The 14,217-nt window shown below is 72.2% G+C and carries 13 protein-coding genes; 9 read left to right on the forward strand and 4 right to left on the reverse strand.

All coding sequences use genetic code 11. The annotated features are described in order from the left end of the window. Nucleotides 1-66: 66 nt before the first annotated feature. Both EL266_RS08295 and EL266_RS08300 read left to right on the forward strand, forming a co-directional pair. Nucleotides 67-1,458 (forward strand): glycine--tRNA ligase, encoded by a 1,392-nt coding sequence (locus EL266_RS08295; protein WP_026427691.1) that lies wholly within the window; start codon nt 67-69, stop codon nt 1,456-1,458. Between the two features lie 173 nt (nt 1,459-1,631). Beyond that, nucleotides 1,632-3,008 (forward strand): YibE/F family protein, encoded by a 1,377-nt coding sequence (locus tag EL266_RS08300; RefSeq protein ID WP_408608459.1) that lies wholly within the window; start codon nt 1,632-1,634, stop codon nt 3,006-3,008. Between the two features lie 54 nt (nt 3,009-3,062). Here EL266_RS08300 and dusB read toward each other — a convergent pair whose 3' ends face one another. Beyond that, nucleotides 3,063-4,322: a tRNA dihydrouridine synthase DusB gene (gene dusB / locus EL266_RS08305; protein WP_026427692.1), complete on the reverse strand. Its 1,260-nt coding sequence runs from the start codon at nt 4,320-4,322 to the stop codon at nt 3,063-3,065. Between the two features lie 180 nt (nt 4,323-4,502). On the opposite strand from dusB, the gene EL266_RS08310 reads away from it, so the two are divergent. From EL266_RS08310 to EL266_RS08320, 3 genes are all read left to right on the forward strand, one after another. Then, nucleotides 4,503-5,228, forward strand: coding sequence for an SDR family oxidoreductase (locus EL266_RS08310; RefSeq protein ID WP_026427693.1), 726 nt, complete (start codon nt 4,503-4,505; stop codon nt 5,226-5,228). Next, on the forward strand, nt 5,225-6,025 hold the full coding sequence (locus EL266_RS08315) for an SDR family oxidoreductase (RefSeq protein WP_026427694.1): 801 nt from the start codon (nt 5,225-5,227) through the stop codon (nt 6,023-6,025). The genes EL266_RS08310 and EL266_RS08315 overlap by 4 nt, the downstream gene beginning before the upstream one ends. A 172-nt stretch (nt 6,026-6,197) precedes the next feature. Next, nucleotides 6,198-6,707 carry a SixA phosphatase family protein gene (locus EL266_RS08320; protein WP_034515440.1) on the forward strand — a complete coding sequence of 170 codons (510 nt, stop codon included), beginning with the start codon at nt 6,198-6,200 and terminating at the stop codon, nt 6,705-6,707. Nucleotides 6,708-6,800: 93 nt separating this feature from the next. Here the strand turns inward: EL266_RS08320 and serB are convergent, their stop codons facing one another. Further along, nucleotides 6,801-7,484: a phosphoserine phosphatase SerB gene (serB, locus tag EL266_RS08325; protein ID WP_026427696.1), complete on the reverse strand. Its 684-nt coding sequence runs from the start codon at nt 7,482-7,484 to the stop codon at nt 6,801-6,803. Nucleotides 7,485-7,639: 155 nt separating this feature from the next. Further along, nucleotides 7,640-8,884 carry a glucose-1-phosphate adenylyltransferase gene (gene glgC, locus EL266_RS08330; RefSeq protein WP_026427697.1) on the reverse strand — a complete coding sequence of 415 codons (1,245 nt, stop codon included), beginning with the start codon at nt 8,882-8,884 and terminating at the stop codon, nt 7,640-7,642. Nucleotides 8,885-9,065: 181 nt separating this feature from the next. Between glgC and glgA the strand changes: the two genes are divergently transcribed. Further along, nucleotides 9,066-10,295, forward strand: a complete 1,230-nt coding sequence (gene glgA, locus EL266_RS08335; RefSeq protein ID WP_026427698.1) for a glycogen synthase — start codon at nt 9,066-9,068, stop codon at nt 10,293-10,295. A gap of 309 nt (nt 10,296-10,604) precedes the next feature. On the opposite strand, the gene EL266_RS08340 is transcribed toward glgA, so the two are convergent. Further along, nucleotides 10,605-11,360, reverse strand: coding sequence for a hypothetical protein (locus EL266_RS08340; protein WP_026427699.1), 756 nt, complete (start codon nt 11,358-11,360; stop codon nt 10,605-10,607). Nucleotides 11,361-11,526: 166 nt separating this feature from the next. Here EL266_RS08340 and EL266_RS08345 point away from each other — a divergent pair, with 166 nt between their 5' ends. From EL266_RS08345 to EL266_RS08355, 3 genes are all read left to right on the forward strand, one after another. Next, on the forward strand, nt 11,527-12,309 hold the full coding sequence (locus tag EL266_RS08345; protein WP_026427700.1) for an ABC transporter ATP-binding protein: 783 nt from the start codon (nt 11,527-11,529) through the stop codon (nt 12,307-12,309). A 70-nt stretch (nt 12,310-12,379) separates the two neighbouring features. Then, nucleotides 12,380-12,835, forward strand: coding sequence for an NfeD family protein (locus EL266_RS08350; RefSeq protein WP_026427701.1), 456 nt, complete (start codon nt 12,380-12,382; stop codon nt 12,833-12,835). Nucleotides 12,836-12,926: 91 nt separating this feature from the next. Continuing rightward, nucleotides 12,927-14,102, forward strand: coding sequence for an SPFH domain-containing protein (locus EL266_RS08355; RefSeq protein ID WP_051281388.1), 1,176 nt, complete (start codon nt 12,927-12,929; stop codon nt 14,100-14,102). The last annotated feature ends 115 nt before the right edge of the window (nt 14,103-14,217 follow it).

Consider the following 14,217-nt stretch of genomic DNA (forward strand, 5'->3'; position numbering starts at 1 on the left):
CATAGACTGGCCGCACTCGTCCCCGCCAACCAGGTGGGGCCACGACGACCCCTGAGGAGAATTCCGGTGGCACAGACCCCCTCACGACTCGACGCCGTCATCAACCTGGCCAAGCGCCGCGGCTTCGTCTTCCCCTGCGGCGAGATCTACGGCGGCACCCGCTCCGCCTGGGACTACGGGCCGCTGGGGGTGGAGCTCAAGGAGAACATCAAGCGCCAGTGGTGGCAGTACATGGTCCGCTCGCGCGACGACGTCGTGGGCCTGGACTCCTCAGTCATCCTCCCGCGCGAGGTGTGGGTGGCCTCCGGTCACGTCCAGGCCTTCACCGACCCGCTCGTGGAGTCCCTCCACACCCACAGGCGCTACCGCGCCGACCAGCTCATCGAGGAGTACGCCGAGCGCAAGGGCCTGGACCCCGAGACGGTGACCCTGGACCAGGTTCCCGACCCGGTCACCGGCCAGGCCGGCTCGTGGACCGAGCCGCGCTCCTTCTCCGGCCTGCTCAAGACCTACCTGGGCCCGGTCGACGACGAGTCCGGCCTGCACTACCTGCGCCCCGAGACCGCCCAGGGCATCTTCGTCAACTTCACCAATGTCATGAGCGCGGCCCGCAAGAAGCCGCCCTTCGGGATCGGGCAGGTGGGCAAGTCCTTCCGCAACGAGATCACCCCCGGCAACTTCATCTTCCGCACCCGGGAGTTCGAGCAGATGGAGATGGAGTTCTTCTGCGAGCCGGGCACCGACGAGGAGTGGCACCAGTACTGGATCGACCACCGCAAAGCCTGGTACGTGGACCTGGGCATCGACCCGGACAACATCCGCCTCTACGAGCACCCCCAGGAGAAGCTCTCCCACTACTCCAAGCGCACCGTCGACCTGGAGTACCGATTCGGCTTCTCCGGCTCGGAGTGGGGCGAGCTGGAGGGCATCGCCAACCGGACCGACTTCGACCTGTCCACGCACGCCGAGCACTCCGGCAAGGACCTGTCCTACTTCGATCAGGGCCGCTCCGAGCGCTGGACCCCCTACGTCATCGAGCCGGCGGCGGGGCTGACCCGCTCCCTCATGGCCTTCCTCGTGGAGGCCTACACCGAGGACCAGGCCCCCAACACCAAGGGCGGGACGGACACGCGCATCGTGCTCAAGCTCGACCCGCGCATCGCCCCGGTCAAGGCCGCCGTGCTGCCGCTGAGCCGCAAGGAGGAGCTGACGGGCCCGGCCCGCGAGCTGGCCGCCCGCCTGCGCCGCAACTGGAACGTCGACTACGACGACGCCGGCGCCGTGGGCCGCCGCTACCGCCGCCAGGACGAGGTGGGCACGCCCTTCTGCCTGACCTACGACTTCGACTCGCCCCAGGACGGGGCGGTCACCGTGCGCCAGCGCGACACCATGGCCCAGGAGCGCATCCCGATCGAGGGCGTGGAGCGCTACCTGGCCGAGCGCCTCATCGGCTGCTGAGCCGCCCCGCGCGACCCGGCCATACCGGGGGCGCGGCCGGGACGCGCGATCCTGGCCGCGCCCCCGGGCCCATATCCGACCGAGACCGGATGGGTCCTCAGGGCGGATCGCCCACGCGGAACTCCCGGGCGGGTTGCCCAAGGGTGCGCGCCGTGGCCGTGCATCATGGTCCGGTGAGCCACGAGACGACCCCGCACGAGGACCTGGAGCCGGATTCCGACCTGGGGGAGGAGCCCCAGCGCCCTCTGGCGGCGGGGCGCCATCGCGCCCGGGGCCGGGTCCCGGGTCACGCCCACGCCCCGGCGTCACCCGGCGCCGAGCACTCCCAGGGGCACTCGCACGGGCACTCCCACTCCCATGGGCCCATCGACCTGGACGCCTCAGAGGCCAAACGAGCGCGCATCGTCCTGGCCGCGCTGGTCATCCCCCTGCTGGTGGCCACACTCATCGGCCTGGTGGTGCTGTGGCCGGGCTCCAGCTCCCTGGTGGGCTCGCGCCCCTTCACCGCCAAGGGAACCGAGCTGGAGACCGCCACCATCACCTCCCTTAACGCAGCCGACTGCGCCGACGACTCCGGCGCGCTGGAGGGGATCTCCAGCGGCGCCCTGCTGGCCGACGCCGTGTGCGCCCGCATCGAGTCGGGCAAGGGCCAGGGGCTGACCATGCCGGTCCACATCCCCGCCGAGTCGCGCCACATCGCCGATGTGGGCGATGAGCTCCAGGTCATGTACACCCCCGAGGCCGTGGCCTCGGGAACCCCCTACGTCTACGTGGACTACACGCGCCAGGTGCCGGTGGCGGCACTGGCCGTGGTCTACCTGCTGCTGGTGGTGGCCGTGGCCGGGCGCAAGGGAGCCCTGAGCGTCCTGGGGCTCCTCGTGGCCACCGGAGTCCTGGTCTTCTTCATGATCCCCGCCCTGCTGGACGGCTCATCGCCACTGGCGGTGACCCTCGTGGGCTCCATGGCCATGATGCTGGCCGCGGTCTACGTGGCCCACGGAGTCTCGGTGCGCACCACCACCGCCCTGCTGGGCACGGTGGCCGGGGTGGTGCTGACCGTCGGCCTGTCCATGTGGGGCACCGAGGCCGCAAGCCTGACCGGCGCCACCGATGAGACCGCCCTGACCCTGGCCTCCGTCGTCGAGGGCATCGACCTGCAGACCCTGCTGACCTGCGGGATGGTGGTGGCCGCCCTGGGCGTGCTCAACGACGTGACCATCACCCAGGCCTCGGCGGTCTGGGAGCTGCACGCCGCCAACCCGTCACTGTCGCGCACGCGCCTGTTCACCGGGGGCATGAGCATCGGGCGCGACCACATCGCCTCGACCGTCTACACCCTGGCCTTCGCCTACGCCGGCACCGCGCTGCCGCTCATCCTGTCGGCCTCCCTCATCGACCGGCCGGTGACCGGCACCCTCCTGTCGGGGGAGATCGCCGAGGAGATCGTGCGCACCCTGGTCTCCTCCATCGGCCTGGTCCTGGCCATCCCCGCCACCACCGCGATCGCCGCGGCCCTGTGCCGCACCACCGCCGTGCCCGAGGAGCACTGACCCCGCGGACGCCGGTCGACTCTCGCCCGGGCGCCGGTAGGGCCGCCGTCGGGCTCAGCCCCCGGAGGCGTCGGACTCGGCCTCGGAAAGGAGGCCGCGGTCGGCCTCGGCCAGGTAGGGGGAGTCCAGCCAGCCCTCGGGCAGATGCGGGGTCTTGGGGCTGCCGGCCCGCCCCCGCGGGCCCTCGGCGGCGGGACCGGGGAAGGGGACCGACTCGGGAAGGTGGGAGCGCATCCGCTCCAGGCCCGCATCGAGCTCCTCCAGGCAGGCCACGCGCATGAGGTCGGCGCGCGCCGCCCCTCCCACCGGGTAGCCCCGCAGATACCAGCCCACATGCTTGCGCAGGTCCCGCACGCCGCGGTCCTCGCCCATCTCGTCGGCCAGCATCCGGGCATGCTCGCGGATCACCGCGATGACGGCATCCAGGTCCGGGCGGGCGCGCTCCAGGACCTGCTCGGCGCGGTTGTGCATGGTGGCCACGATGTCGGCGAAGAGCCAGGGGCGCCCCTGGCACCCGCGGCCGACCACCACGCCGTCGCATCCGGTGGCCCGCATCATCTCCACGGCGTCGGCCCCGCTCCAGATATCGCCGTTGCCCAGCACCGGCAGGTCGGTGGCCTCCTTGAGCCGGGCGATCTGGTCCCAGCGCGCCTGCCCCGAGTAGTGCTGGCGGGCGGTGCGCGCATGCAGGGCCAGGGCGGAGACGCCCGCGTCGGCCGCCGCCCGGGCCGCATCCAGGAAGGTCTCATGCTCCTCATCGATGCCCAGGCGCATCTTGATGGTCACCGGGACCTCGCGGTCGCGTCGCGCGGCGCGCACCGCGGCCTGCGAGGCGGCCACGGCCTCGCGCATGATGGCCGCCAGCAGATCCCGCTTCCAGGGCAGTGCCGCGCCCCCGCCCTTGCGGGTCACCTTGGGCACCGGGCAGCCGAAGTTCAGGTCGATGTGGTCGGCCAGATCCCGCTCCACCAGGATCCGCACCGCCGCGGCCACCGTGGCGGGGTCGACCCCGTAGAGCTGGATGGAGCGGACCCTCTCAGCCGGGTCGGTGCGCACCATGTCCAGGGTCTTGGCATTGGCCTCCACCAGGGCGCGGGTGGTGACCATCTCGGTGACGTACAGGCCCGCCGGCGCTGCCAGCCCGTTGTCCCCGGTGACGAGGGGGCCTGGCCGGGACGGGCGCAGCCCGGGGGGCAGGGCCTCCTCGGCGAAGGTCCGGCACAGGCGCCGGAAGGAGGCGTTGGTCACCCCGGCCATGGGCGCGAGCTCCACCGGGGTGGCGATCTCCAGGGGGCCGATGCGCAGGGGCGCCATCTCATGCGCCGTCCCATGGCGGGTCGCCGAGGTGCCACCGGGGGAAGGGTGGGCGCCGGTGTCCGCGGGGCGGGCGTCGTCGGTCATCATCACCGGGCCATGCTGGCACACGAGCCGCCAGTGGCCCTGAAGGCCCCGACCCCCAACGGCCCGGCGGCCGTCTCCTCTAGGCTTGATCCCGTGAAGCCACTCGCATCGGATGAGCCGCGCGCCGTCGTCGTCACCGGGGCCTCCGGCGGCATCGGGGCGGCCGTCGCCGGTGCCATGGCCGCTCAGGGGGATCTGGTCGCCGGGATCTCCCGCTCGGGGACCGCCCCCGAGGGCGTCCTGGGCCTGTCCGCCGATGTGACTGACCCGCAGGCCCTCAAGGAGGCCGCCGAGGCCGCCGCGCAGGCCCACGGCCCGGCCCAGGTGCTCATCGCCGCGGCGGGCGCCAGCCGCGACGCCCTGGCGGCGCGCACCCCGCCCCAGGTGTGGCAGCAGGCCCTGGAGACCAATCTGACCGGCAGCTTCGCCATCGTGCGGGCGGTGCTGCCCGCCATGATGCGCGCCCGCAGCGGGCGCATCATCCTGGTCTCCTCGGTCATCGCCGCGCGCGGGGGAGTGGGGCTCGCTGCCTACGGCGCCGCCAAGGCCGGGGTCGAGGGCCTGACCCGCAGCCTGGCCAGGGAGCTGGCCCCGCGGGCCATCACCGTCAATGCCGTGGCCCCGGGATTCGTGGAGACCGACATGACCGCGTCCCTGCCCCAGCCCGCCCGTGAGGCCTACCTGGAGCAGATCCCCCTGGGGCGCTTCGCCGAGCCCCAGGAGGTGGTCGGGCCGATCATCTTCCTGGCCTCACCCGGCGCCTCCTACATCACCGGCACCATCCTGGGGGTCGACGGCGGCATGGGAATGGGCCGATGAGCCCCGCCCCGGGCCTGCTGGCCGGCCGCACCATCCTGGTCACCGGTGTTCTGCGCCCGACATCCATCGCCTCATCCATCGCCGCCCTGGCCGCCGACCAGGGGGCCCGAGTCATCCTCACCGGTGCCCCGGCCACCATGGCGATCACCACGGCCACCGCCCGCAGGCTCGGCCTGGATCCCGCCATCGCCCTTGACGCGGGGGACCCGGCCAGCCTGGGCGGGCTGGAGGCAGGCCTGAGAGCCCTGGGCGTGGCCCGGCTCGATGGCCTGGTCCATGCCATCGCCCACGCCGAGCGCGACCTGCTGGGGGACATGCTCCCCAGCGAGCCCGGGGCCGAGGGGTCGGACCGACTGGAGTCCCTCCAGCGGGCCTTCGCCGTCTCGACGGCATCCCTGCCCGGGCTGGTTCACGCCGTCCGGCCCCTGCTGGCCAGAGGCTCGGCGGTGCTGGCGCTGAGCTTCGACTCCCAGCGCGCCCACCGCGGCTACGGCTGGATGGGTCCGCTCAAGGCCGCCCTGGAGGCATGCGTGCGCGCACTGGCCGTTGAGCTGGGCGGCCAGGGGGTGCGTGTCAACGCCCTGAGCTGTGGGCCCCTGCGGACCCCGGCAGCCTCGGCGATCCCCGGCTTCGAGGATCTCCTCGCCGGCTGGCAGGCGCGCGCCCCGCTCGGCTGGGACGGCGAGGACACGGCCCCTGTGGCCAGGAGCGCCCTGGCGCTGCTGTCCGACTGGCTGCCCGCCACCACCGGCCAGGTCATCCATGCCGACGGCGGAGCGGGCATCACCGGGCACTGAGACCCGGGCCGGGCCCGGATCGGAATCGGATTCGGATCGGATCCCGACGGGCCTGGCCGAGCCGGCGAAGGGGCGGATCCGGATCGGTGCGGCGAGGTGCTGGGTGAGCTGGGTGAGGCGCTGGGCAGGCTGTGGGGAGCGCGGGGCGGCGAAGGTGCCGTAAGGTGTGCGCGTGAGCACGGATACCATGCGCAGGCTCGTCCTCGTTCGCCACTCCAAGGCCTCCCATGACGCCGCCACCGATATCGAGCGTCCTCTGAGCTCCAAGGGCGCTGAGCTCGCGGACCTGCTGGCGCGCGAGCTGCGCAGCCGCCTGGTGTCCGCCGACCAGCTCCTGGTCTCCCCGGCCACCCGCGCCCGCGAGACCGCCCGCCCCATCCGCCGTCGTCTGGAGCCCTCGGCAACCTCGGTGCACGAGGAGATCTACACCCTGGGGGCCAACGGGATCCTCAGGCTTTTGGTCGGTCAGCAGGCCCAGGCACGCACAGTGATCGTGGTGGGCCATGAGCCGACCATCTCCATCCTGGGCCACCTCCTGCACGACACCGATGACGACCTGGCCTCCCAGATCTCCTTCGGCGTGCCCACGGCCACCGCCGTCCTGCTGGACGTGCCCTGCGCCTGGCAGGAGCTGGCTCCCCGCACGGCGCGCATCCGTGAGATCCTCACCGCCCGCCGCTGACCCGCTGACTCCGCTGACTCCGCCAATTTGCGCGAGTTCGTACTTCTCCGGGCCCGGAAAAGCACGAACTCACGCAAATTGGCGGAGTCAGGGTTAGAGGAGATCGAGGACGGCGCGCAGATCGCGCACATGCACGGCCGCCGGAGCCTGCTCGACCACGACCGGCTTGGCGCAGAAGGCCACTCCCAGTCCCGCCGCCCCGATCATGCCCAGGTCATTGGCGCCGTCGCCCACGGCCACCGTGCGCGCCATGTCCACCCCGTCCTGCCCGGCCCACTGTCGCAGCATGATCTCCTTGACCTCGCGGTCCACCACGCGCCCGACCACCCGGCCCGTGAGCCGGCCCTCGGCGGTCTCCAGGCGGTTGGCCGCCACATGGTCGATCCCCAGGCGCCGGGCCAGGGGCACAACCACCTCCTCGAAGCCCCCTGAGACCACGCCCACCCGGCAGCCGCGCCGGTGCATCTCCTCGATGAGATCCTCAGCGCCCGGCGTCAGGCGCACCTGGGCGAGCACCTCGGCGAAGACCGTCTCCTCCAGGCCCGCCAGGGTCGCGACCCGCTCGTGCAGGGAGGCGGCGAAGTCCATCTCCCCGCGCATCGCCCGATCGGTGACCTCGGCCACCCGCTCCTGGGCACCGGCATGCTCGGCGAGCATCTCGATGACCTCCTGCTCGATAAGAGTGGAGTCCGCATCCATCACCAGGAGCCCGGGCCCCCGCTCGCGCAGGGGGCCGGAGGCGGGCGAGCCGGAGACGCGGGGGGAGGTGGCATCCATGGCCGCATGCTAGCCACTGCCGGCCCCGCCGTCGCGGCTGCCCACCGCGGCATGGAGATCGCCCCGCGACCAACCCGCATGCCCCGGCACGCCAAGGCGCCGCCGCCGGCCACCACTAATGGCCCGACGACGGCGTCCGCCTGCGCGGCAGGGGCTCAGCGAGCGACCACCTGGCCCTTGGCGACCACGGTGATGCCCGACTCGGTGACGGTGAAGCCCCGCTCCCGGTCGCGCTCAGGGTCGATGCCCACCATGGCGCCCTCCTCGACGCGCACGTACTTGTCCAGGATGGCGCGGTTGACCACCGTGTTGCGGCCCACCTCAACGCCGTCCATGAGCACGGACTCGCGCACCGAGGACCAGGAGTTCACCCGCACCCCGGGGGACAGGACCGAGGAGATGACCTCGCCTCCCGAGACGATGACGCCCGGAGAGACGATGGAGTCCACCGCGTGCCCCAGGCGCTCGTGGTGCCCGTAGACGAACTTCGCCGGGGGCATGGCCGCCTGGTAGCCGGCGAACAGCGGCCAGCGGTCGTTGTACAGGTTGAACACGGGGGTCACCGAGATCAGGTCCTGGTGGGCGTCGAAGAAGGCGTCCACCGTCCCCACATCGCGCCAGTAGTCCCGGTCCCGCTCCGAGGACCCCGGGACGTGGTTGTCCTTGAAGTCGTAGACGCCGGCGGCGCCGCGGTCCACGAACCAGGGCACGATGTTGCCGCCCATGTCGTGCTTGGAGCCCTCGTCGGCGGCGTCGACCGTCACCGCCTCCAGCAGGGCGTCGGCATCCATGATGTAGTTGCCCATCGAGGCCAGGATCTCCTCAGGGGAGTCGGGCAGTCCGGGGGTGTCCTTGGGCTTCTCCACGAAGGCCTTGATCTTGCCGCGGTTGTCCGGGTCGGTCTCGATGACGCCGAACTGGTCGGCCAGGGAGCGCGGCTGGCGGATGCCCGCCACGGTGCACGGCAGCCCCGAGGCGATGTGGTGCTCCAGCATCTGGGAGAAGTCCATGCGGTAGATGTTGTCCGCACCGGTGATGACCACATAGTCCGGCCGCTCGTCATCGAGCAGGTTGAGGGACTGGTAGATCGCGTCGGCCGAGCCGAGGAACCAGTGCTTGCCCACGCGCTGCTGGGCGGGCACCGGGGCGATGTAGTTGCCCAGCATGTCCGACATGCGCCAGGTCTTGGAGATGTGCCGGTCCAGGGAGTGGGACTTGTACTGGGTCAGCACCACGACCTTGAGGAAGCCGGAGTTGATCATGTTGGACAGGGAGAAGTCGATGAGCCGGTAGATGCCGCCGAAGGGCACGGCGGGCTTGGCGCGATCGACGGTCAGGGGCATGAGGCGCTTGCCCTCACCACCTGCGAGGACGATTGCGAGAACACGTGGTTGAGCCATGTGGCACACACTACGTCCTCACGGGCCCGCGCGGGGCCGAATGGGACTAGTGAATCTCCCGAATGCTCCCGTAATGCGCCCAGGCGGGCTACCGTCGGAGGTGCGGCCCGGCGCCGACCGGCCGCAGCCCTGCACCGCAGGCGGTGCGGTCGGCTCACCGCGACAACAGAGAGGCATGCCCATGAGGGTCGACCTGCTGACCAAGGAGTACCCGCCCCAGATCTACGGCGGAGCCGGAGTCCACGTCAACGAGCTGGCCAAGGTGCTGCGACCACTGGCCGATGTGCGCGTCCACGCCTTCGGGGGCCCGCGCGAGCCCGGCACCGAGGGGGCCGACGAGGGCGTGACCGGCTACCCCGAGATCGCAGAGCTCGCCGAGGCCAACGCCGCCCTGCGCACCTTCGGCGTCGACCTGGAGATCGCCCAGGGGACCGAGGGCACCGACCTGGTCCACTCCCACACCTGGTACGCCAACCTGGCCGGCCACCTGGCCGGCCTGCTTCACGGCGTGCCCCACGTCATCTCCGCCCACTCCCTGGAGCCCCTGCGCCCCTGGAAGGCCGAGCAGCTCGGCGGCGGCTACGCCCTGTCGTCCTGGGCCGAGCGCACCGCCTACGAGGCCGCCTCGGGGATCATCGCCGTGTCCAACGGCATGCGCGAGGATATCCTGCGCTCCTATCCGGCCGTGGACCCCGAGCGCGTCAAGGTCGTCCACAACGGCATCGACCTGGAGGCCTGGCAGCGCCCCGAGGGGCAGGAGGCCGACGCCGCGGCGCAGGCCACCCTGGAGCGCCTGGGCATCGACCCCCAGCGCCCCACGGTCGTGTTCGTCGGGCGCATCACCCGCCAGAAGGGCCTTCCCCACCTGCTGCGCGCCTGCGAGATGCTGCCCGACGACGTCCAGGTGATCCTGTGCGCCGGCGCGCCGGACACCCCCGAGATCAAGGCCGAGGTCGAGGGCCTGGTGGCGGGCCTGCGGGACAAGCGCACCGGCGTGGTGTGGATCGAGGAGATGCTCCCGCGCCCCGAGCTCATCGCCGTGCTGGCCGCCTCCGACGTGTTCGTGTGCCCCAGCGTCTACGAGCCGCTGGGCATCGTCAACCTCGAGGCCATGGCCGTGGGCCTGCCCGTGGTCGGCTCGGCCACCGGGGGCATCCCCGATGTCATCGTCGACGGCGAGACCGGCCTGCTGGTGCCCATCGAGCAGGTTCAGGACGGAACGGGGACCCCCATCGATCCCGCCCGCTTCGAGGCCGATCTGGCCGAGCGCCTGACCGCCCTGGTCACCGACCCCGCGAAGGTCAGCGCCATGGGCAAGGCCGCCCGGGCCCGGGTCGAGGATCACTTCGCCTGGCAGGCCATCGCCCAGCGCACCATGGACGTCTACACCTGGGTGCTCGAGCAGGGCTGAGCCCCACCCGCCGGCAGGCCCGTCGCCTTCCCTGAGGACGACGGCGATCCGCCCGGTGCCGACCCTCAAGCCCGCGATGGGGCCCCGGGACAGCCGCGCTGTCCCGGGGCCCCATCGCAGGCTAAGGGAGGTCGTGGGGGAGGGCGGGCCGGGTGGGCGCCGTCTCCCGGACCCTCCCGCGGGGGATGCGGACACAGAGCGTTGTGGGACAGGCACCTTTTGGTGCACCCCGGACCCTCCCGCAGGGGAGGCGGGCAGGCCCCGGGGCCCAGCCCAGGGCTCAACTGGGGCCCGCCCGACGCCGACCCCTCAGCCAGCAGCCCCGGAGGTGGGCGCCCACCGCTCAGTGGCCGCGCTAACCCCGCGCCTGGCCACCGCCGCCAGCGGACGCAGCACCTCGGCACGGCGTCTGGCCTGCAGGGCCGTGGCCGCCGCGCCGTCGTCGGCCAGGGCCAGCTCGCAGATCCCCAGCAGGCGCGCCGAGCGCTCCAGGAGCTCGACCCGGCGCGGATCGACCGCGGGCGGCAGGATGCGGGGATCGATGACTGCGGTGATCAGATCGTTGAGGGCATCGGCCAGATCCGGGCGCTCGCGGGCCAGGTCCAGCTCGATGAGCGCCTCGATGGCCTCCTGGGTCGCCCGGTGGACCTCGCGCCGGGCCTGAGAGGCGTCGAAGGGCGGTGCCGCCGTGGGCAGCGCGCTGACCCGCCACACCATGGAGGTGCCCGAGGGGCTGGGCACCAGCAGGCGCCGCAGACCCGGGCCGCTCTCGTGGATGACCGCCTCACCCGCCTCCAGCGCCAGTGGCAGCCCGGGGATGGGATCGGCTGGGGCCGGGAGCACGGCCGTCACGCGCGTGGGCCGGCCCACCCGGGCCATCCAGGCGGACAGGGGCAGCGGGTCGTCTGGGTCGCCTGAGCCGTCTGAGTCGTCTGAGTCGTTGATGGTGGGGTCCTCCACCGTATGCGCACCGTCCTGGCCCTCGACGACGGCGGCGCCTCGAGAGGAGGGGGACGGCAGCCACAGGGCCAGCAGGACGGAGGGCGGGAGGGTCAGGCTCACCAGCCGACCCTACGATGCTCCTCCCGTGCCCTGCCCGAGCCCGGCCCGGTCGGCCTGGAGGGCCAGGGCCCTGGCGATGGTGAGCGCCGTCCACGGCGGGCCTTGCCGCCGACCCATCCGGCCGCGCGGACCTGGGACTGAGATCACCCGCGCACGGTAGCATCGCGCCATGACCAGTGTGCTCGACCTCGACGGCGTCAGCCTCCATCGTGGTGCCACCCAGATCCTCGACCAGGTCACCTGGAGCGTGGACGAGGGTGAGCACTGGGTGATCCTGGGCCCCAACGGCGCAGGCAAGACCACCATCGCTCGGATCGCCGCCGCCCGTCTCTTCCCCTCCTCGGGAAGCGTCCGGGTGCTCGGAGAGCGCCTGGGCAGGGTCGACATCGCCGAGCTGCACCCGCGCATCGGCCTGTGCTCGGCGGCCCTGGCCGCCCGCGTGGGCGGTGGCGAGGAGGTCCTGGGCATTGTGCTGTCAGCCTCCTACGGGATGGTGGGTCGCTGGCGCGAGGAGTACGACGACTTCGACATCGAGCGGGCTCACGGCCTGCTGGCCGCACTGGGCGCCGGTCATCTGGCGCAGCGGCGCTGGGCGAGCCTGTCCTCGGGTGAGCGCAAGCGCGTCGAGCTGGCTCGGGCCCTCATGCCCGACCCGGAGCTCCTCATCCTCGATGAGCCGGCGGCGGGGCTGGACGTCGCCGGCAGGGAGCAGCTCCTGGCCTCGTTGACCGAGATCATCTCCGCCCCCGGGGCGCCCTCCATGCTGCTGGTCACCCACCACCTGGAGGAGATCCCGGTGGGCTTCACCCACGCCATGGCCCTGCGCCAGGGCAGCGCGGAGGCGGCCGGCCCCCTGGCCGAGGTCCTGACCGGCCCGGTCATGTCAGCCACCTTCGGCCTGCCGCTGGAGATCCGCACGGACCGGGGGCGCTACTGGGCCCGGGGCCAGTAGGTGTCGTGGAGCGCTGAGGCCGAGGCGCATATCAACCGGACACCGCATCAGACCGCATCAGGAGGAAATCATGGGATGGCTGCTCTGGCTCGCAGGAGCCCTTGTCCTGACCGTCATCGAGACACTGACCGCCGAGCTGACCTTCCTCATGATCGCCGCGGGCGCCGTGGGCGGGGCCGTGGCCGCCGCCCTGGGCGCCCCCGTGTTCGTGCAGGTCGTCGTGTTCGCCGTGGTCTCGGTGCTCATGGTCTTCGCGGTGCGCCCCTGGGCCAGGCGGCGCCTGGCCGCGACCACACCGGAGATGCGCACCAATGCCGATGCCCTTGTGGGGCGCTCGGCCACGGCCCTGACCGCCGTCGATGACCACGGTGGCCGCGTCCGCCTGGCCGGTGGCGAGTGGAGCGCCCGCCTGGCCCCCGGCGCCGGCGACCGCCTGGCCGCGGGCGCCAAGGTGACGGTGGTCGACATCGACGGCGCCATCGCCGTCGTGGCCCCCGCCCAGGCGACCGCGCCCCAGGCCACCTGAGGTCCTCGGAGACCACCACCAGACACTGCCCGTGTCACGTTCCCCCACTCGACTACCTCATGAGGAGGCCCTGCAAGTGTCAGAGTTCGCCATGATCCCCTTCGTCATTCTCATCCTCATCGCGGTCTTCGTGATCGTCGCGATCTTCCGCGCGGTCCGGATCGTGCCCCAGAGCTACGCGATCATCGTCGAGCGCCTGGGCAAGTTCCAGGCCGAGTACGGTGCCGGGCTGCACTTCCTGGTGCCCTTCGTGGACCGGGTGCGCTCCACCGTGGACCTGCGCGAGCAGGTCGTGTCCTTCCCGCCCCAGCCGGTGATCACCTCCGACAACCTCGTGGTGAGCATCGACTCGGTCATCTACTACCAGGTCACCGATCCCAAGCGCGCCACCTACGAGATCGCCAGCTACCTCCAGGCCATCGAGCAGCTGACGGTGACCACGCTGCGTAACGTCATCGGCTCCATGGACCTGGAGCAGACGCTGACCAGCCGCGACCAGATCAACGGTCAGCTGCGCGGCGTGCTGGACCAGGCCACCGGGCGCTGGGGCATCCGCGTGTCCAATGTGGAGCTGAAGTCCATTGACCCGCCTGCCTCGATCCAGGGGGCCATGGAGCAGCAGATGCGCGCCGAGCGCGACCGCCGTGCCGCGATCCTGACCGCCGAGGGCGTCAAGCAGTCCCAGATCCTGACCGCCGAGGGTGACAAGCAGTCCGCGATCCTGCGGGCCGAGGGCCAGGCCCAGTCCGCCATCCTCAAGGCCCAGGGTGAGTCGCGCGCCATCCTCCAGGTCTTCGACGCCATTCACCGCGGCAACGCCGACCCCAAGCTGCTGGCCTACCAGTACCTGCAGACCCTGCCCAAGATCGCCAACGGCTCGTCGTCCAAGATGTGGATCGTGCCCACGGAGTTCACCGCCGCACTCGACGGCATCTCCGGGGCACTGGGCGGCAGGTCCTCCGGCCCCGCGCCCTCGGGCTCGGGGGAGGAGGCCCCGGTGGGCGTGGACCTGACCGGGACCTCCCTGGACCTGGGGATCGCCTCGGACCTGGCGTCGACCAACCTGCCCACTCCGGAGGAGGCCCTGGCCCAGGCCCGGGGTGAGGCCGAGTCTGCCTCCCAGGAGGCCAGTGAGGAGGTGCCCGGTGCTCCCCGCGGCGCGGGCGCCCCGACGGCGCCGCCCTCGGTGCCGCCGGCCTCCCGGCCCTCCTCGCCCTCCGGCGACTATGGGACGGTGAGCCCCGAGGGCGGCCAGCCCCAGCAGTGAGCCGGTGATCCGCGCCTCACAGCCTGGCAGCACGGCGGGAGGACCTGGGCAGCGCACCTCATGCGCGTCTAGTCTTCCCGCCGTGCTGCTGTCTCATCACCGCCCCGATCCCCCC

The sequence above is a fragment of the Actinomyces slackii genome (genome assembly GCF_900637295.1).
GTDB lineage: Bacteria > Actinomycetota > Actinomycetes > Actinomycetales > Actinomycetaceae > Actinomyces > Actinomyces slackii.